This window comes from Amycolatopsis ultiminotia (genome assembly GCF_039536925.1).
GTDB lineage: Bacteria > Actinomycetota > Actinomycetes > Mycobacteriales > Pseudonocardiaceae > Amycolatopsis > Amycolatopsis ultiminotia.
In genome coordinates, this window is record NZ_BAAAZN010000021.1 from 1 (window position 1) to 18178 (window position 18178).

Annotated in this window: 14 protein-coding genes, 1 tRNA gene and 3 pseudogenes; 13 read left to right on the forward strand and 5 right to left on the reverse strand. The window is 68.6% G+C overall.

The genetic code is table 11. The features are described from left to right. Positions 1–389 (forward strand): annotated as a pseudogene (locus tag ABD793_RS34740) (integrase core domain-containing protein); the annotation flags it as partial. A 480-nt stretch (positions 390–869) separates the two neighbouring features. On the opposite strand, the gene ABD793_RS34745 reads toward ABD793_RS34740, so the two are convergent. Then, on the reverse strand, positions 870–2060 hold the full coding sequence (locus ABD793_RS34745; RefSeq protein ID WP_344867560.1) for a cytochrome P450: 1191 nt from the start codon (positions 2058–2060) through the stop codon (positions 870–872). A 290-nt stretch (positions 2061–2350) separates the two neighbouring features. On the opposite strand from ABD793_RS34745, the gene ABD793_RS34750 reads away from it, so the two are divergent. Next, positions 2351–3127: a class I SAM-dependent DNA methyltransferase gene (locus ABD793_RS34750; RefSeq protein WP_344867562.1), complete on the forward strand. Its 777-nt coding sequence runs from the start codon at positions 2351–2353 to the stop codon at positions 3125–3127. A 10-nt stretch (positions 3128–3137) separates the two neighbouring features. Here ABD793_RS34750 and ABD793_RS42885 read toward each other — a convergent pair. Beyond that, positions 3138–3325: pseudogene (locus ABD793_RS42885) on the reverse strand (IS5/IS1182 family transposase); the annotation flags it as partial. A 30-nt stretch (positions 3326–3355) separates the two neighbouring features. Between ABD793_RS42885 and ABD793_RS34760 the strand changes: the two are divergent. Both ABD793_RS34760 and ABD793_RS34765 read left to right on the forward strand, forming a co-directional pair. Further along, a complete protein-coding gene (locus ABD793_RS34760; RefSeq protein WP_344867564.1) occupies positions 3356–3583 on the forward strand; it encodes a hypothetical protein in 228 nt (75 codons plus the stop codon). A 191-nt stretch (positions 3584–3774) separates the two neighbouring features. Next, positions 3775–7059, forward strand: coding sequence for a GH92 family glycosyl hydrolase (locus ABD793_RS34765; RefSeq protein ID WP_344867566.1), 3285 nt, complete (start codon positions 3775–3777; stop codon positions 7057–7059). 82 nt (positions 7060–7141) lie between these two features. On the opposite strand, the pseudogene ABD793_RS42890 reads toward ABD793_RS34765, so the two are convergent. Further along, positions 7142–7435, reverse strand: a pseudogene (locus ABD793_RS42890) (FAD-dependent monooxygenase); the annotation flags it as partial. A gap of 466 nt (positions 7436–7901) precedes the next feature. Further along, entirely contained in the window at positions 7902–8585 is a 684-nt protein-coding gene (locus ABD793_RS34770; protein ID WP_344867568.1) for a GntR family transcriptional regulator, read from the reverse strand. A gap of 530 nt (positions 8586–9115) precedes the next feature. Here ABD793_RS34770 and ABD793_RS34775 point away from each other — a divergent pair. Beyond that, positions 9116–9188: transfer RNA gene (locus ABD793_RS34775), tRNA-Arg, on the forward strand. Positions 9189–9564: 376 nt separating this feature from the next. Here ABD793_RS34775 and ABD793_RS34780 read toward each other — a convergent pair. Next, entirely contained in the window at positions 9565–10485 is a 921-nt protein-coding gene (locus ABD793_RS34780; RefSeq protein WP_344867570.1) for a helix-turn-helix transcriptional regulator, read from the reverse strand. A gap of 195 nt (positions 10486–10680) precedes the next feature. On the opposite strand from ABD793_RS34780, the gene ABD793_RS34785 reads away from it, so the two are divergent. From ABD793_RS34785 to galT, 8 genes are all read left to right on the forward strand, one after another. Next, positions 10681–11634 (forward strand): aldo/keto reductase, encoded by a 954-nt coding sequence (locus ABD793_RS34785; protein ID WP_344867571.1) that lies wholly within the window; start codon positions 10681–10683, stop codon positions 11632–11634. Between the two features lie 97 nt (positions 11635–11731). After that, positions 11732–12103, forward strand: coding sequence for a TetR-type transcription factor C-terminal domain-containing protein (locus ABD793_RS34790; RefSeq protein WP_344867572.1), 372 nt, complete (start codon positions 11732–11734; stop codon positions 12101–12103). A 598-nt stretch (positions 12104–12701) separates the two neighbouring features. Then, the gene (locus tag ABD793_RS34795; protein ID WP_344867574.1) at positions 12702–13355 is read left to right on the forward strand and encodes a response regulator; all 654 of its coding nucleotides are present in this window, start codon (positions 12702–12704) and stop codon (positions 13353–13355) included. 9 nt (positions 13356–13364) lie between these two features. Beyond that, positions 13365–13985, forward strand: coding sequence for a trimeric intracellular cation channel family protein (locus ABD793_RS34800; protein WP_344867576.1), 621 nt, complete (start codon positions 13365–13367; stop codon positions 13983–13985). 52 nt (positions 13986–14037) lie between these two features. Then, positions 14038–14730, forward strand: coding sequence for a response regulator transcription factor (locus tag ABD793_RS34805; RefSeq protein WP_344867578.1), 693 nt, complete (start codon positions 14038–14040; stop codon positions 14728–14730). Between the two features lie 23 nt (positions 14731–14753). Further along, the gene (locus tag ABD793_RS34810) at positions 14754–16148 is read left to right on the forward strand and encodes a sensor histidine kinase (RefSeq protein ID WP_344867764.1); all 1395 of its coding nucleotides are present in this window, start codon (positions 14754–14756) and stop codon (positions 16146–16148) included. 105 nt (positions 16149–16253) lie between these two features. Beyond that, entirely contained in the window at positions 16254–17054 is an 801-nt protein-coding gene (locus ABD793_RS34815; protein WP_344867580.1) for a DeoR/GlpR family DNA-binding transcription regulator, read from the forward strand. After that, positions 17051–18133: a galactose-1-phosphate uridylyltransferase gene (gene galT / locus ABD793_RS34820; protein WP_344867582.1), complete on the forward strand. Its 1083-nt coding sequence runs from the start codon at positions 17051–17053 to the stop codon at positions 18131–18133. Before ABD793_RS34815 ends, galT begins: the two co-directional genes overlap by 4 nt. Positions 18134–18178 lie beyond the last annotated feature (45 nt).

Below are 18178 nucleotides of genomic sequence, written 5' to 3' on the forward strand. Positions count from 1 at the left end.
CGATCATTCCCGACCCGCCTACAGCGAAATCCTGCCCGACGAGAAGAAGGAAACCGCGGTCGCGTTCTGGCAGCGCTCCCAGATCTTCTTTGCTGCCAGCGCAATCACCGTTCAGCGGACACTCACCGACAACGGACCATGCTACAAGTCCCGCCTCTGGCACGAAGCTCTCATCACGGCTGGGATCATTCACCAACGGGAAAGCGGAACGGTTCAACCGCACCCTGCTCGACGAGTGGGCCTACGCCCAGCCCTACCAGTCCGAAACCCAACGCCGCGAAACATTCCCGCGATGGCTGCACACCTACAATCACCACCGCAGCCACACCACGCTCGCCGGGCACCCACCCGCCAGCCGCATCTCCAACCTCCCCGGGCAGTACAACTAGGGAAGTCAAGCTGGTTGAGGGAGCTCGGGCAGCACGGCCGGACAACGCCGCTCGTGCTGCGGCCTCGGCATCGAGGGGGTCGGGCTTGCCGCGTCGGCGTCGTTCACCACGGTCTGTGCGGTTGACCTCGATGACCGGGACCGCTGGCGGGGCGAGGTGACGGGCCGGCGCAGCACGGTAGGAACCGGTGCATTCGATACCGGCTCGCCGAACCGTCCCGAATTCGTGCGCCCAAGCCAGCTAGTCGCAGACAGCCCGCCGACGTGGTCGGGAACGTCTCGGTGCCCAGTAACACCCCAAGCCTGGTGATCACGGCTGCGACATGGATGTCTTACAGGTGGCCGTCCTCGGGTCGATGTCCGCGGTCAGGACTGTGATGACGCCCTGGTGCAGCAAGGCCCCGAGACACCCAGACCCAACGGCAGCAGGCATCGCCCGCACCGTCACCGACGTCGAGCCCGCATCGCACCAGCGGCCCCGCTACCAGCTGATCGGCAGTGACCGGGGTCCGCGGAGCAGGCGGCCGGTCTTGAACGGGACCTCGTCCGCCGGTACTGCCAGGCGCAGTTCCGGCAGCCGGCGGAGCACCGTGCCGAGGCCTGCTTGCAGTTCCACCCGGGCGAGCGGCGCGCCGAGGCAGTGGTGGATCCCGTGCCCGAACGAGATGTGCGGATTGTTCTCGCGGTCGAAGTCCACCTCGTCGGCCTGCGCGAAGGCCAGTTCGTCGCGGTTGGCGGCGGCGATCTGGCAGACCACGGTCTCGCCCTCGCGTACCAGGGTGCCGCCTACCTCGATGTCCTCCCTGGCGATCCGGCCGAAGGTGACCACCCCCAGCGGGGTGATCCGCGCCAGTTCCTCGACCGCCTTGGGTACCAGCGCCGGGTCTGCGCGCAGCCGCTGCCACAGCTCGGGCCGGGTCAGCAGCGTGTACACGTAGCCGGAGAGCTGGTTGGCGGTGGTCTCGTGCCCCGCCGCGAGCAGGGTGACGCCCAGCTGCACCAGCTCGTCGTCGGTCAGCCGGTCCTCGGCTTCGCGCGCCGAGACGAGCTGTCCGATCAGGTCGTCGGTCGGTTCCGCGCGGCGTTCGGCGGCAAGTTCGGCGAAGAACAACTCCAGCTGACGACGGGCCTCGACGATCTCCTCGACCGGTACGTCGGAGATGGCCGCGCCCTTGTCCGACCACTCGTGGAACTGGGAACGGCGGTGTTGCGGGACGCCGAGCAGCTCGCTGATCGTGGTGACCGCCAGCGGCAGCGTGAAATCGGCGACCAGGTCGGCAGGCGGGCCCAGCTCGAGCATCCGGTCCAGCAGATCGTCCACCACCCGCTGGATCCTGGGCCGCAGCACCTCGATGCGGCGCACGGTGAACGTCCGCGCGACCACCCGGCGCACCCGAGTGTGCTCCGGCGGGTCCAGGTTCAGCAGTCCGGGCGTGCTCTCCACCATCGGAACCGTGCGCGGCATGTCGTTGTGCAGTGCCGCCGCGCGGCTGAACCGGAGGTCGGCGAGCACGAGCTTGACATCGGCCAGCTTGGTCGCCAGCCACGCGCTTCCACCGTAGGGCATCTCGACCCGGCCCAGCCCGTCTTCCCGGCGGAACCGGCCGTACTCCGGCGCGAGGTTCAGCCTGCCGGCCTCCTGGAACGGATAGGGGCAAGCCACGGTCGTCATCGGGAAACCTCCTGCACGAGCGGTCTTTCGAGTAGTAGCACGACGTCCGGGGACCGTCCAGCGACTATGATCGGCACCGGAAGCGGCCTGACCACAAAGGGCAGACTTGTGGCACGACCGCGCCGAGCGCCACGACCCGGTGCAGCGCACCGCGTTCCCGGCGCAGCACTCGATCCGCCTGCGAGGTGGTGTCCGGATGTGGTTGCGACCGCGTGCTCGGGCGATGATGAGCGACCGGGCGGCGAAAATGGGGTGTGGAGCGCACGGCCGCGGGAGTAGCGTCGGCGACCGTGATCAGTTCGGCCACCCCGGGAGATGATCCGGCGGACGGCTGGTTCCCGGAGAGCGTGGCTGCGGACTACGACTCCCCGGGTGGTGCGAACCTGCCCGAAGTGGTGACGCCCGCGGTAGCTGTCCTCGAAGACTTGGCCGACGGCCCGGTGCTCGAGTTCGCCGTCGGGACCGGGCGGATCGCCGTGCCGCTGGCCGCTCGCGGGGTGCCGGTGAGCGGCATCGAGCTGAGCCGGGCGATGGCGGCGCGGATCGCGGACAAGCCGGGCGGTGCCGCGGTCGAAGTCGTGATCGGCGACATGACGACGACGCGGGTGGCCGGTCAGTTCTCGATGGTCTATCTGGTGTTCAACACCATCAGCAACGTGACCACGCAGGACGGGCAGGTCGAGGTCTTTCGCAATGCGGCCGCGCATCTGCGGCCGGGCGGGCTGTTCCTCGTCGAGGTGGGCCTGCCGGACCTGCGTCGCCTGCCACCCGGGCAGGACACCGCCGCGTTCACGGTGGCGCCCGGTGCCGCCGGCGGCTATGTCGGGTTCGATCAGTACGACGTCGTCACGCAGCAGTTCACGTCGAACCACGTCACCGTGTCACCGGACGGAAGCGGACGGTTCCGCCGAATTCCGTTCCGGTACGCATGGCCTGCCGAGATGGACCTCATGGCTCGCATCGCCGGGATGAGCCTGAAATCCCGCTGGTCGGACTGGGACCGTTCGGAATTCACCGCGGAAAGCACCAAACACGTGTCGGTCTGGAAGACCGCCCCGAGCAACTGACGGTGTGTGCCCCTTTCCTGACCCGGACGGATGCTCCGTCGGGGACCGCATGATTGGGCCGGTGCCACGGGCCGGCCTCGGTCCACTCGGTGAACGTCCGGTGCGCGGTCGGCACCGTCCTGCGCACCCACCGGTCAGCACGAAGACCACCGCCGTGCACGCTGCCCCGGGGTCGGTCCGGGAGCTGGACGCGCTTTCGCCGCTCGACCGGTCTGCTGATCCGCGACCGTGGCAGCGGTGATCTTCTGCCTCGGCTCGGGCGACCGGCGAAACAACTATCCGCGACTGGCCAATGTGGACAGCAGGCCGGTCTTGCTGCTTGCCGATGACCGGGGGATCGACGTCGAGCGGGCCTCCGCCGTCGCGATGAGCCCGAACTGCGCCGCGCAGGTCGCCGCTTGTGCGGACGTCGGACCTGGCGTGCGCCTCTTGTGGGAGCCGGAAGAAGCGGGCTAACGTCATCTGCGGGCTCATGACAACGGTGTCATGGACGTGAACACGACGAGGATGACATGCGGTCAGCGCGATACGCAGTAGCCCGGCACAGCATCAGAGCTCGATGGGGGGCAGTTGTACTCAGCGTCGCCCTCGCGGTCGCGGGATCCGTCGCCGGTGCGGCGGCAAGTGCGAACGCAGCCGCGCGGCCGTTGGCGTCTGCCTCGGCGCCGGGGGTGCCGGCCGATCCGACGAAGCTGGTGAATCCGTTCATCGGGACGGAAAACGAGGGGCTGGACTTCCCTGCCGCGGGCGCGCCGTTCGGTCTGGTGCAGGAGAGTCCGCTGATGAAGACCGCCGGTGGCACGGGGTGTGCCACGCAGTCCGCCGACACGGTCACCGGGTTCAGCCAGACGACGATCAACGGGTGCCGGTTCAACTACCTGCCGATGATGCCCACCACCGGGGCGGTGAGCTCGACCGACCCGGCACAGTACGCGTCGACCTTCAGCCATGCCAACGAAACGACAAGTCCGGACTACTACCGGACAGAACTCGACAAGTACGGCGTGCGCGTCGGGCTGACGGCGACCGCGCGGACCGGATGGCAGCAGTACACCTTCCCGCGGACGAGCCAGGCGAACGTGCTGTTCAACGCCGGTGCCGGCGTGACCGCTTCCGAGATCCACGTGGTCGGCGACCGAACCGTGGAGGGCTGGGTCGAGGACTCCAAGAAGACCTACTTCGTCGCGGAGCTCAGCAGGCCGTTCGCGTCGTACGGCACCTGGCAGGGATCCGAGCGGACGCCCGCCTCCCGGGATTCGGCGGCCAAGGGGGCCAACGGGGCATGGGTCACGTTCGACACGACGAAGAACGACGCGCCCGTTGTTGCGAAGGTGGGGCTTTCCTTCACCGGCCTTGCCGGCGCCGGGAAGAACCTGGCCACGGAGACGGGGAAGCTCGGATTCGACTTCGACGCCGCGCACAAGACGTTGCACGATCAGTGGAACACGATGCTGCACAAGGCCGCGATCGCGGGCGGGTCGCACGATCAGCAGGTCGCGTACTACACGGCGCTGTACCACTCGATGCTCGATCCGAACCTCATCGGGGACGTCGACGGCCGCTACGTCGGAGCCGACAAGAGGATCCACACGGCCCGCGATTACACGCCCTACAGCAATTTCTCGCTGTGGGACACCTTCCGGTCGCAGAACCAGCTGCTCGAGATGCTCGTGCCGAAGGTCGCGCACGACATCGACATGTCGGTTCTCGCGATTGCCCGAGAGGGGGGAGCGTTGCCGCGCTGGTACCTGGAAGACCAGGAGGGCAACATCATGACCGGTGATCCGGTCACCCCGTTCCTGGTCGAGGGCTGGTCGAAGGGGTTGCTCACCGGAGCGGACGCCGAGGAGGCCTACAAGTACCTCCGGGCGAACGCGACCGAGGTGCCGTCCGCCGACGTCCGCGAGAACGGGCGCGCCGGTGTCGCGTATTACGCGGAACGCGGGTATGTCCCGTACGGCCTCAACATCACGTCGAACGGCGACTGCGCGACGGGCGGAACCGGCGGCAACTGCTGTCCGACCAAGGGCAACGACAACGACTGCTACTACGGCACGTCGGCCACGTTGGAGTACGCGGCAGCCGACGCGTCACTGGCGCTGATGGCGAAGGGTCTGGGCCACGCGTCCGACGCCACGATGTTCGCCAAGCGCGGACAGGCGTACAAGAACGTCTTCGACACGCAGACCAAGCAGTTCCGGCCCCGCACCGCGGCCGACGGTACCTGGCTGACCCCGTACGACCCGGTCACGAGCAACCACGCGTTCCACGAGCAGAACGCGAGCCAGTACCAGTGGATGGTGCCGCAGGATCCGGCCGGACTTGTCGGCATGCTGGGTGGCAGCGACCCGGCGACCGCCCGGCTGAACGACTTCTTCGCCTACGAAGATCTCGTCACCGATCCGGCGGGGACCGCGCGCAAGGCGTGGGTGAGCGACCCGTACGACTACTACGACTCCACCAAGTACAACCCGAACAACGAACCGAACCTCATCGCGCCGTACCTGTACGCGTGGACCGGGCGGCCCGGCAACACCGCGACCGTGGTCAAGGCGCAGGAGACCCTGTTCACGAACACCCCCGGCGGGATCCCCGGCAACGACGACATGGGTGAGATGTCCTCCTGGTACGTGCTGTCGTCGCTGGGGCTCTACCCCACGACAAGCGGTGCCAACTTCGAGGTCCTCACCACTCCGCAGTTCCCGGCCGCGCAGGTGCAGATCGGCGGCTACGGGAGGACATCGGGCGGGACGCTGACGATCTCCGCGCCGGGCACCAGCATGAGCAACCGCTACATCGCTTCGGCGACGGTGAACGGCAAACCGTGGGGCAAGGCTTGGGTCGACCAGGCCGATATCGCCAACGGGGGTCGCATCGATTACGCACTGAGCACCAAGCCAACCGCATGGGCAACGGCCGCGAAGGACGCTCCGCCGTCGATCGACCCGACGCCGAACCCGCAGCATCAGCTGAACGTTGAGGTCGCACCCGGTCAGGTCGTCATGGCGCCCGCGGCGGGTCAAGCTTCGCAACAGGAAGCCGATCTGACGCTGCTCGCCACGGCGCCGCGCACCGCACGCATCACCGTGACCACGACGGGGCCGAAGGGGTGGTCGGTCTCCCCGTCCTCCGCAGTGCGCACAGCCGACTCGAACGGGCTCCCGGCCCAGGTGAACGACAAGCTGCGGATCACGGCGCCGGCCGGGACCAAGGCAGGTACCTATCCGGTGTCGGTCACCGCCCAGCTCCCCGGCGCCGCTGCGGTCGAGAAGACCGTCACCGTCGTGGTCCAGCAGGCCGGGAGCTGCGCGATCCAGACGAACACCTCGTGCGCCGTCGATTTGAACGCTGCCTACAACAACGACGGCGTCGCGACCCTCGCTGCCCCCGGCGAGGGCAACTTCGACGGCACCGGTACGAGCTACGCTGCCGACCAGCTGCCCGCGCCGGGACCGGTGACCCTCGACGGCGTCACCTACCAAGCCCCTCCGACCTCCGGCACCAGCCGGAACTTCGTCAAGTCCACCGGGCAGGCGCTCGCCCTCCCGTCCGGGCACTACCGCAGCCTCCACATCGTGGGTGCGTCCGACAACGGCAGCACCGGTGCCGCGTCGGCCACCGCGGTAGTCACCTACACCGACGGCAGCACGGCGACGGTTCCGCTGGAACTCACGGGCTGGGCGAACGAAACCCCGGACTTCGGCAACGCCGTGGCGCTGACGACTGCGTACCAGCTCAAGGCCGGAACCGGGAAGATCGACAGCAAGGCCTCGCTCTACGAGACGACAGTCCCGCTGGAATCCGGGAAGCAGGTCCGTTCGCTGTCCCTGGCCACCCCGTCCGTGCCGGCCTGGGTGGCACCCGGATCCGGAGGGCTCGATTGGCAACGCAACAGCGGGCTCGGGATCTACGCGATGACCCTGCAGCACTGAGCGTCGCGATCGCTCCTGCCACCGAGGCCCGCGGGAGAGGGGATCCTCGGGCCAGCGGCCACGGGGAACTGATGTTGAGGTTCTGGTACGGGGATGACGCTCCGGAGAAAGTCGAGCCGATGGCCTCACAGGTGACGCCCCGCGCGCCATCGCAGCAGGCAACATATGCCGTGGTGGCCTCGTAAATCGATCCGTCGTCGCGTGTGGTCTCGCCGGTGACGGAATCGCGGGACTCCGTCAGCGTCGTGACACGTTCTCCGAGGCGAAGTTCCACGAGCCCGGTCGACGGCAGGTGAACGCGGAGCACCTCCTCGACGGTCGGCTGCGGAACCTGTTGCTCGCCTTCGGTGAAGAGGCCACTGGGCTCGGTCCGCATCCCGACTGAAGGTCCCGGGCGTGCGTCCGGCCGACCCGCTGCGGGGAGCTGACCCTGGATCGGGTGTTGCGGTCGTTCACCAGAGCACGGCACTCCGGATCGTCAACCAGCTTCTGCGCTTGGGGGCGTTGGAACTCCGCGACGACGGGGAGTTCGTGGTCGGTCTGCAGCTGTTCGAGATTGCTTCGCTCGCTCCCGCGGCCGCGGGGAACGAGCGAGTGGAGGACCTGCACCACATCACCCGCCAGCACATCCTGCTGGCTGTGCGAGGGGGTGCCGGTCGAGCGGCTCTCGGCCACGGACGCGACGGCGGTCAATACCGCGTGGGAGACCGGATCCCCTTCGACGGGCCTGGCATCGGCGTTGCGCTGCTGGCGTTCGCGCCGGACTCCCTTGCCCGATCTGTGCTTGGCCCGGGTGGCCAACCTGGTCACGATCCGCACCGCGAGTCGCGCGTCGGGCCGGCTCAGCCGGAAGTCGTCGTCTGGCGGCTCGCGATCAGCAGTTCGGTGGTGAGTCGGATGTGTCGCTCACTGCGGGTGGCGGCGGCCTCGGCGTCGCGGCCGATGGCGGCCTCCATGATTTCGCGGTGCTCTGCTTCGATATCGCGATGCGTCCGGCGGTTCTCCGACGTCGACCAGCAGCGGTAGACCTCCGAGATCGAGCGGAGGCGGGCGGCCGCCTGGTAGAGATAGCTGTTGCCGCAGCCGGCGAGGATGGCGAGGTGGAACTCCTCGTGCGCGGTGAGCCACTCCTCACTGATCTCCGGCCCGACGACAGTGCGGCCGATCCGCTCAAGCCGGTGGTGCTTGGCGACGACGTCGGATTCCCACGCGATGTCGCCGTGAGCGATCGCCTCACCGAGCACGAAGGTCTCGATCGCGACCCGTGCCTCGGTGAGTTGGGTGAGGTTGTCGATCGAGACATCGACGACGCGGAACCCCAGCTGCGCCTCGGAAGTCGCCAGCCCCTGCTCGACGAGCCGGGGCAGCACCTCGCGCAGTACCCCGCTGCTGACGTCGTACCGCTCCCTGAGCTCGGCGAAACCCAGCTTCGAACCCGGCGCCAGCCGACCGTTGAGGACATCCGAACGCAACTGGTGAAGCACCACGCTCGACCGCGTGGCGGTGGCAACGCTGGATCGGGCCATGCAGCAACCCTAGTCCACGATGTCGACATCTGGTGCAATCGACTCCATCGAGGATAATATCGATATTATCTCAATATGTCGAATTCGGTGAGACAGTGTCATCGAGTTGGACCGCACGGCTGATCCCGGGAGTGTGCGTCACGGAGTGGGCGGTGACGTTGGACCGGCAGAACCGGGAACAAGATCTGTTGCTCTGCAAGGAAAATGGCAACCGGTGGATACGTCCACGCTCGTTGCCCTTGGCGCCCGCACGGCGCCGATCACCGGCGGCTCCCGCGGTTTCGTAAGGATGATCGCCGAGGGCTGCGTCCACGTCGGCATGAATCGCCCTCGGGCATCCCCGCCAAGAACGCCGGCGCGGCAGGGGTGCACCGTTCGACACCTTCCCCGAGCCCGGCTGGGACAAGATGCCGGACCTCAACCTTTGCTCGCGGCGCCCCGAGCAGACCGCCAGCTCAGGGCCGCCGCACCTGCCCTTCAACCCGCCTTGGGTGATGGATCTGCTGGTGAGTGATAGTGTGGCGCCGATCGCCCTCGTAGCTCAGGGGATAGAGCACGGTTCTCCTAAAACCGGTGTCGCAGGTTCAAGTCCTGCCGGGGGCACTCCAAAGGTGGGAATGGCAGAGGCGCCGGCCATGGCACCCTCTTTGTTGTGTTTGCGCTGGTGAAGTTCTGTGCGTTCGTTGTTGATGTCGCGGACGAAGTTGAGCTTGTCGACGATCGCAGGTCGCGGGATCGAGATTGAGCCGGTCTGCGATGGCCTGGTAGCCGAGGCGTTCGGTGATGCGCCAGTGGTCTCCAGTATGTCGACGACCTAGAACCCGGAAATGCTCTGCTCGACCCGGCGGGTCAGCAACGACGTAGCGACCTTCGGCTTACGACCGTCCACTGTGGCCAGTCGGAAGGACTCATCGGCCGCGAGCAGACGGACTCGACGCGACCCTGATCGGCCCGGACGCGGTGGCAATCCCGTTCGACCTCAGAGCGGTCCGGGCTGAGGGGACTGGCGGGTGGGTCCCGCCGCCCGGGATTGCGTAGCTGCCCAGCTGGCCAGGAGTTTGAGCCGGTCTTCGGATGCGGTGCCGGGTTCGGCGGTGTAGGTGATCAGGTTGTGTACGGCCTGGCCGGACAGGGGCAGGTCGAGGGACTGGAAGGTCAGTTCCAGGTGGCCGACGTCGGGGTGCTGGAGCCGTTTGATGCCGTCGTGGCGGATCAGGACGTCGTGCGCGGCCCATCGGCCGTGGAACGCGGGGCTGAGAGTGGACAGCTCGTCGACGAGTTCGCGCAGTGCCCGGTCCCGGGGCTCGCGCGCGGCCTCGGCGCGCAGCAGGGCGGCGGTGGCATCGCCGGCCGCGTCCCAGTCGACGAAGAAGTCGCGTGCGCCGGCGTCGAGGAAGATGTAGCGGGCGATGTTGGGGCGGCCGCGCCGGTCGACGGTGGCGCTGTCGAACATCGGTGCAAACAATGCTCGGGCCAGGGGGTTACCGGCGACGACGTCCGTGCGGCCGTTGCGTACGAACGCCGAGGACATCGTCACGGAGTCGAGCAGCCACTGGACCTGTGGCGCGACTTCGACGTCCCCGCGACGCGGTGGCGTGCGGTTCTCCGGCCGCGATGACCGGGCCAGGTCGAACAGGTAGGTGCGTTCGTCGTCGTCCAGTCGCAGGGCGCGAGCGACCGCGTCGAGGACCTCTTCGGACACGCCGCCGATGTGCCCCTTCTCCAGCCGCGTGTACCACTCCGTGCTCACGCCGGCCAGGACGGCGACCTCCTCGCGTCGCAGCCCGGCGACCCGGCGACGGGTGCTGGTCGGCAGTCCGGCCTGCACCGGGGTGATCCTGGCGCGCCGACTGGCGAGGAAATGCCGGATTTCGCCGCGGTTTCCGGGCTGCTGGTCCATATCGTCCACGGTAGCCGCTGAGCACAGCGCGAGGGGGGTTGAGGTGGTACCCCCTATAAACGCAACCTTCTCCGGCGGCGGGGATCGCGGTCTCCTGGGCATCGGACGTTGCGGCCGGACATGTCGTGACACTGGCGGCCGGGGCGTTCACCACAAGCCGCCACGGCCGGAGAACAAGCAACGGAGGTAGCGGACATGACGAGCAAGACGCTGACCGCGCCGGCGGTGGCGCTGGGCACGTGGGCCTGGGGGGACAGCGGCGAGGTGGGCGACGGCTATTTCGGCAGTCAGCTGACCGAGCCCGGCCTGCGAGAGGTCGTCGAGAAGGCGCAATCGAACGGGTTCACCCTGTGGGACACCGCGGTGGTGTACGGCATGGGCCGCTCGGAGACGGTTCTCGCTCAGGCGTTGAAGGGCTACGCCCGCAGCGAGTACCAGCTGTCGACGAAGTTCACCCCGCAGGTCGCGGGCGACGGCGACGATCCGGTCGCGGACATGCTGGAGCAGAGCCTCGGCCGGATGGGCACGGACTATGTGGATCTGTACTGGATCCACAACCCCGCCGACGTGGCCCGTTGGACGCCGCTGCTGATTCCGCTGCTGCAGAGCGGCAGGATCAAGCATGTCGGCGTCTCGAACCACAACATGACGCAGATCGCTATTGCCGATCAGATCCTCGGCGAGGCCGGGTTTCGTGTGGAGGCGGTCCAGAACCACTACAGTCTCCTGTACCGCAGCTCTGCACGCGCGGGCATTCTTGATCACTGCCGCGAGCACGACGTGCGGTTCTTCTCCTACATGGTCCTCGAACAAGGGGCGTTGACCGGCAGGTACAGCCCGGCCCATCCGTTGCCGGAGGGCAGCAGCCGGGCGGTCGTGTACAACGGCATCCTGCCCCAGCTGCAGAGGCTGACGGACAGGATGGCGGCGATCGGCGAGGAGCGAGGCGCGTCCGCCGCCGACATCGCCACCGCCTGGGCCATCGCCAAGGGAACCACCCCGATCATCGGGGTCACGAAGGCGGACTACATCGACGGGTTGGTCCGAGCGCACGGCATCGAGCTCACCGCCGAGGAAATCGCGGAGCTGGAGGCGCTGGCGGATGCTGCAGACGTCGACACGCGCGGCAGCTGGGAGCACAACATGTAGCAGTGGTCGGCGGAGCAAAGCAGGCACGACGCGGGAAAGGAAGGGGAGCTTCTTCCGCCGCTCCTGGCGGCCGGACTCTCTCCGTCGGTATCGGTCAGTGGCCTGCGAAGCCGCCGAGGTACGTGCGGAATTCCGCAAGTTCAAGCGGAAAAGCGACCTCGTGGTTCAGGAGATCATCGGCGAAGGCATGCGCAGCGGCGAATTCGTCAGCAGTGACGAGAACGTCACCGTCTTCGCGATCGACGGAATGTGCAACTGGTTGTGGAAATGGTACCGGTCGTCCGGGGCACTGAGTGCCGAGGAGATCGCCGACAGATTCACCGACCTTGTGCTGTTCGGCCTGGCCTCGCGAGACGATGAGCCGGTCGAGGGCCCGGCGGCTCGCACCCGGGATGAGCTCATCCGGTACCACTCGCGGGCCATCCGCTTCCACACCGAGCGGATCGAGGCACTCGCCACCGAAGAATGACCCGCGCCGTACGCTCCGGTGGGACCGCCTGGGCGCGCGTGGCGGCGGCACTACCAGGCAGAAGGAAGGGATGGGCGACGAGCCCGCTCCCGCAAGCCGCACACCGGTCCACGGGCAACCCCGGCCGCGGCTTCGACTTTCGAAGGACAGCGGCGTGCGCCCATCGACCGGATTCCCCGCGGAGCCACTGCCCGGACGATCGATGGACCCTCACGCCCGCCCGCACCCGGTTGCGCCCGCCCGCACCCGACGGTGCGGGCCTGTTGCCCGGCTGTGCCCGACGGTGCCGGCCAGTGCCCGACTGTGCCCGACGGCGCCGGCCAGCGCCCGGCTGTGCTCGGCGGCGCCGCCACTGCGCGGACGCTTGGCCACGGTGGACGGTGTCCCGGTCAGTGCCGTGCGCATGGCGCAGGGATGTCGAGACTCGGGTAGCCCATGTGGGGGATAGTCGACGGGGTCGACCAGCGGTCCGGCCCGTTCAACCGGACCAGTGGGCTCACCTGGTCGTGTCTGGTTTCGAAAGCCTGAACAACAGTAGGTAATCTTCCGTAACGGGTGCGGGGAGCCGCCTCCAACCCAGGGCTGCCGGAGGGCTTCGTTGATCAAGCTCATGTTCGCCGACGACGAGGAACTGGTTCGGTCGGGGCTGCGCGCCATGATGTCGGGGGCCTCGGACATCGAGATCGTCGGCGAGGCGAGTGACGGCAGATCCGCGGTGGAGGTCGCCCGCCGGTACCACCCGGACGTGGCTCTGCTGGACATCAAGATGCGCGCACCGGACGACGGGATCCGGGCGCTCCGGGCCATCCTGGCGCTGCCGGATCCGCCTCGCGTCGCGATGCTGACCACCTTCGACATCGACGAGTACGTCAGCCTGGCGCTGCGGCTGGGGGCAAACGGTTTCCTCCTCAAGGACATCGACCCCGCGGCGTTGCTGCGTGCCATCCGGGACCTCGCCAAGGGCGGTGCGGTGCTCGACCCCGGGGTCGCGGCGCGCATGGTGCAGAGCCACCGCGACGAGCAACGGGCCGCGCAGCCGGCACGCAAGCTGCTGGCATCGCTGTCCGAACGGGAACGCGAGGTCGTCGCGCTGATCGGGCAGGGCATGTCCAACGCGGAGATCGGCGGCCGGCTGCACCTGTCCGAGGCCACCGTGAAGGGGTACGTCTCGGCAGTGCTGTCGAAGATCGGCGCCGCCAACCGGGTGCAGGCGGCGCTGCTGGCCTATCGCGGTGGGTTGCTCGACCAGTAAGACCGGTACATGCTCCTGATCGCGCTCGAGTTCCTCGGGCTGGTGGCGTTCGCGGCGTCCGGTGCGCTCGCCGCGGTGCGGGCTCGGCTGGACGTGTTCGGTGTGATCGTGCTCGGTCTCACCACGGCGCTCGGCGGCGGCATCATCCGTGACGTGCTGCTCGGCATCACCCCGCCGACCTCCCTGCGCAACTGGCCTTACCTGGCGGTTTGCGCGGCCACCGCACTGATCGTGTTCGCCTTCCACCCGCAGGTCGCCCGGTTGCGCCGCGCGGTGCTGCTCGCCGACGCGCTCGGGCTCGGCGTGTTCGCCACCGCGGGGACCACCGTGGCGCTCAACGAGGGCGCGACCGTCTACGCGGCCTGCCTGATCGGCATGACCAGCGGCATCGGCGGCGGCGCGGTCCGCGATCTGCTGCTCCGCGAGATCCCGCTCGTGTTGCGCAAGGAGATCTACGCGGTGGCCGCGCTCACCGGGGCGGTGTGCGTCGGCGTCGGTCACGCTCTGCGACTTCCGGCGGGTCCGGTCACCGTGGTGGCCGCGGCGGCGGTGGTCACGATTCGGGTCGTCTCGCTGTGGCGGCAGTGGAACGCGCCGGTCGCGCGGCCGCCCGAGGAGGGGACTTCGTGAGTTTCGCGGGTGTTCTTAGGCGGGTCTCAGCACTCTGCGTAAGACTGACCGCATGCGCATCCTCGTGGTGGACGACGACCGTGCCGTCCGTGAGTCACTCAGGCGGTCACTGGAGTTCAACGGCTACACCGTGGAGCTGGCCGGCGACGGTGCGCAGGCATTGGAGGCGATCATCGCCAACCGGCCGGACGCGATGGTGCTCGATGTGATGATGCCCCGCCTCGACGGGCTCGAGGTGGCCCGCCGGCTGCGCAGTACCGGCGACGACCTGCCCATTCTCGTGCTGACCGCACGCGACACCGTTTCCGACCGGGTCTCCGGCCTCGATGCCGGCGCCGACGACTACCTGCCCAAGCCGTTCGCACTGGAGGAACTGCTCGCCCGGCTGCGCGCACTGCTGCGCCGTGCCGTGCCGGACAGCCAGCAGGGCGAGACGAGCGAAGCGCTGTCGTTCGCCGACCTCACGCTGGACCCCGGCACTCGCGAGGTCCGCCGCGGTGACCGCGAGATCAGTCTCACCCGCACCGAGTTCGCGCTGCTCGAGTTGTTCCTCTCGTACCCCAAGCACGTGCTGACCCGCGGAAGGATCCTGGAGGAAGTATGGGGTTACGACTTCCCGACGTCGGGCAACGCACTGGAGGTCTACGTCGGCTATTTGCGCCGCAAGACCGAAGCGGGCGGGGAGCCCAGGCTGATCCACACGGTGCGGGGCGTGGGGTACGTGCTGCGCGAAACTCCGCCGTGACCGACGAAGCCGCGGTGCCGACGGTGAACGTCACCGATCCCCGTGGCGACCGGTGGGGCGCCCGCCGGTTCTCCTTGCGCGGCCGGGTCACGCTGCTGGCCGCGGCCTGCGTCGCCGGTGCGGTGGCGCTGGTGTCGCTGTGCGCTTACCTGATCGTGCAGAGCAATCTCTACCAGCAGCTCGACGACAACCTGCTGGCACGCGCCGAGTCCGCGGTGCAGTCACCGCAGGTGCAGACCCAGCTCAAGCAGGTGCCGGGTGCCTTCCTCGCCAGTGCCGACCTGCAGATCGGCCAGCTCAACGGCCTGACCGGTGAGCTGATCTACCCGCAGGCGGGCTCACCGCCGCCGGTGGGCCCGTCCGAGCTGCGCGTCGCCACCGGCGGATTGCCGCAGTCGCTGCGCACCGACCAGGCCACCGGAACCCGGGTGGTCGCGCTGCCCGCGGACCACGGCGAGGCGATGGTGCTCGCGCAGTCGATGGCACCCACGAAGCGCGCGCTCAACGAGCTGGCCGTGGTGCTGTTCCTCGTCGGTGGCGCGGGGATCGTGGTGGCCGCGGGCGCGGGCACCGCGGTGGCCCGCGCCGGGCTCCGGCCGGTGGACCGGTTGACCTCGGCCGCCGAACGGGTCGCCCAAACCGGGGACCTGCGGCCGATCCCGGTCAGCGGGGACGACGAGCTCGCCAGGCTCACGCACAGCTTCAACACCATGCTCGGCACGGTCGCCGATTCGCAGGAACGCCAGCGCCAGCTTGTCGCGGATGCGGGGCACGAACTGCGGACCCCGCTGACGTCCTTGCGTACCAACCTGGAGCTGTTGCTCTCGGCAAGCAGGCCGGGCGCGCGTGCGCTGCCGGACGAGGACCGCGCCGAGATCGAAGCCGATATCCGCGGCCAGATCGACGAGCTCACCCAGCTGATCGGCGACCTCGTGGAACTGGCGCGCCAGGACGAACCACGCGAGCTGACCGAACGGGTCGAGCTGGTCGACGTGGTGGAGCGCGCGCTGGACCGAGCCCGCCGCAGGGCAGGCGAAATCGAGTTCGACGTGACCATGCAGCCGTGGGTGCTCACCGGCGACAACAGCGCGCTGGAACGTGCGGTGCTGAACCTGCTGGACAACGCGGTCAAGTTCTCGCCGCGGGATGCGCGGGTGCGGGTGAGCTTGCGCCCGCTCGGCGACGGCACCGCCGTGGTCGAGGTCGCCGACTCCGGTCCTGGTATCGCCGAGGAGGACCTGCCCAAGGTGTTCGACCGCTTCTACCGTTCGTCGGAGGCCCGCACGCTGCCGGGATCCGGCCTCGGGCTGGCCATCGTCAAGCACGCCGCGGAACGCCACGGCGGTGCGGTGTATGCCAACCGCGCGGCAGAGGGCGGCGCGCTGTTGACCATCCGGCTGCCCGGTGCGCCGGGCTGAGCACACCTCGCCCGGCCGGGGGAGGCCGACCGGCACGTCCCGCGCCGACATGTTTGATCGTGTAGGATTTTGTGTGGTTGACAGTTCGTGGTTGGGGAGTGGGCGGTGCTCGCGCGGCAGCGACAGGCAGTGATCCTCGAGGAGGCACGCCGGACCGGTGCGGTCCGGGTCAGTGACCTCGTCACGAGGCTCGGCGTGTCCGATATGACGGTGCGCCGTGATCTTGACGTGCTCGCGGGCCGCGGCCTGGTGGAGAAGGTCTACGGCGGCGCCACTTCGGTGGTCGGCAAGAGCACCGACGAGCCGGGGTTCGAGGCGAAGTCGGTGCGCCAGCGCGCGCAGAAGGAAGCCATCGCCGAGCTGGCGGCCACACTCGTGAAGCCGGGTACCGCGATCGGCCTGTCCGCAGGCACCACCACGTGGACGCTCGCCCGTGCGCTCGACGGCGTTGCGGGGCTCACCATCGTGACCAATTCGATCCAGGTCGCCGACGTACTGCGGGCCGCGCCCCAGCCGGACCGCACGGTGGTGCTCTCCGGCGGGGTGCGCACGCCGTCCGACGCGCTGGTCGGCCCGGTCGCCGTGCACAGCCTCCGGTCGCTGCACCTGGACCTGGTTTTCCTCGGCGTGCACGGGATGGCCGACGGTCCCGGGTTCACCACGCCGAACCTCACCGAGAGCGAAACCGACCGTGCGCTGGTGGAAGCGGGCCGCAGGCTCGTGGTGCTGGCGGACCACACGAAGTGGGCCACGGTCGGCATTTCCACCATCGCGGAGCTCGAAGAAGCGCACGTGGTGGTGACCGACGACGGGCTGCCCGATTCGGCGCGGGAAACCCTCGCCGACCGGGTGGGTGAACTCATGATCGCCGAGACGGCGGAGAACCTCGAGGCAGACGAAGCGTGAAACGCACCTTGCGACACCTGGCCGACGGCCGCGACATCATCTATTTCGACCACATCGCCGCGCACGAGCGTCTCGCCGAGGACACGCGGGACCTGCCGCCGGTCGCGGCGGCCTCGGAGATCCGCCGTGACCCGTTGACCGGGGAATGGGTGGCGATGGCCGCGCACCGGCAGACCCGCACCTACAAGCCGCCTGCCGATCTGTGCCCGTTGTGTCCGAGCAGGCCCGGAAAACCGAGCGAGATTCCCGAGTCCGGTTACGACGTGGTGGTGTTCGAGAACCGGTTCCCGTCGTTCGCGCAGAACGTGCCGGGCGAACCGTCCACTGTGGACGACCTTGGCCTGGTGCCGACCGCACCGGGGCGGGCCCGGTGCGAGGTGGTGTGTTTCACCAGCGACCACGACGGCGCGTTCTCCCGGCTGAGCCGGGAGCAGGTGCGGCTGGTCGTCGAAGCCTGGGCGGACCGCACCGCGGAACTCGCGCGGACCCCGGGTGTGGAACAGGTCTTTCCGTTCGAGAACCGCGGTGAGGAAATCGGCGTCACGCTGTCGCATCCGCACGGCCAGATCTACGGATACCCGTTCGTCAGCCCGAAAACGGAGCGGATGCTCGAGGTCGCGCGGGCTTACGTTGCCGAGCACGGCCGTCCGGTGCTCGGCGACGTGCTTGCTGCCGAACGGGAATCCGGCGCACGGGTGATCGTGGCAGGCGAGCACTGGACCGCCTTCGTGCCACCGGCTGCGCGCTGGCCGGTGCACGTCCAGGTCGTGCCGCACCGGCAGGTGCCCGACATCCCGTCACTGACCGGCGCCGAGCGCGACGACTTCGCCCGGGTGTACCTCGACGTGCTGCGCCGCTGCGACGCGCTCTACGACCGTCCGCTGCCCTACATCGCGGGCTGGCACCAGGCGCCGGTGCACCGCGACCGCGAGCTGGCCTGGCTGCATCTGGAGCTGTTCTCGGTGTTGCGGTCGAAGGACAAGCTCAAGTACCTGGCCGGCTCCGAATCGGGCATGGCGGTGTGGATCAACGACGCCACCCCGGAACAGATCGCGGAGCGGCTTCGCGCGGCGGAGTGAGCGGTACCGGCGGCATACTCATCTGCGAAACACAGGTTCGACTCA

What these genes read in the sequence shown, in the direction of transcription:
- ABD793_RS34745 (WP_344867560.1), bottom strand. Translation starts at nt 2,060, where the DNA reads ATGACGACCGTGGCTTGCCCCTATCCGTTCCAGGAGGCCGGCAGGCTG.
- ABD793_RS34770 (WP_344867568.1), bottom strand. Translation starts at nt 8,585, where the DNA reads ATGGCCCGATCCAGCGTTGCCACCGCCACGCGGTCGAGCGTGGTGCTT.
- ABD793_RS34780 (WP_344867570.1), bottom strand. Translation starts at nt 10,485, where the DNA reads ATGGACCAGCAGCCCGGAAACCGCGGCGAAATCCGGCATTTCCTCGCC.
- ABD793_RS34785 (WP_344867571.1), top strand. Translation starts at nt 10,681, where the DNA reads ATGACGAGCAAGACGCTGACCGCGCCGGCGGTGGCGCTGGGCACGTGG.
- ABD793_RS34800 (WP_344867576.1), top strand. Translation starts at nt 13,365, where the DNA reads ATGCTCCTGATCGCGCTCGAGTTCCTCGGGCTGGTGGCGTTCGCGGCG.
- ABD793_RS34805 (WP_344867578.1), top strand. Translation starts at nt 14,038, where the DNA reads ATGCGCATCCTCGTGGTGGACGACGACCGTGCCGTCCGTGAGTCACTC.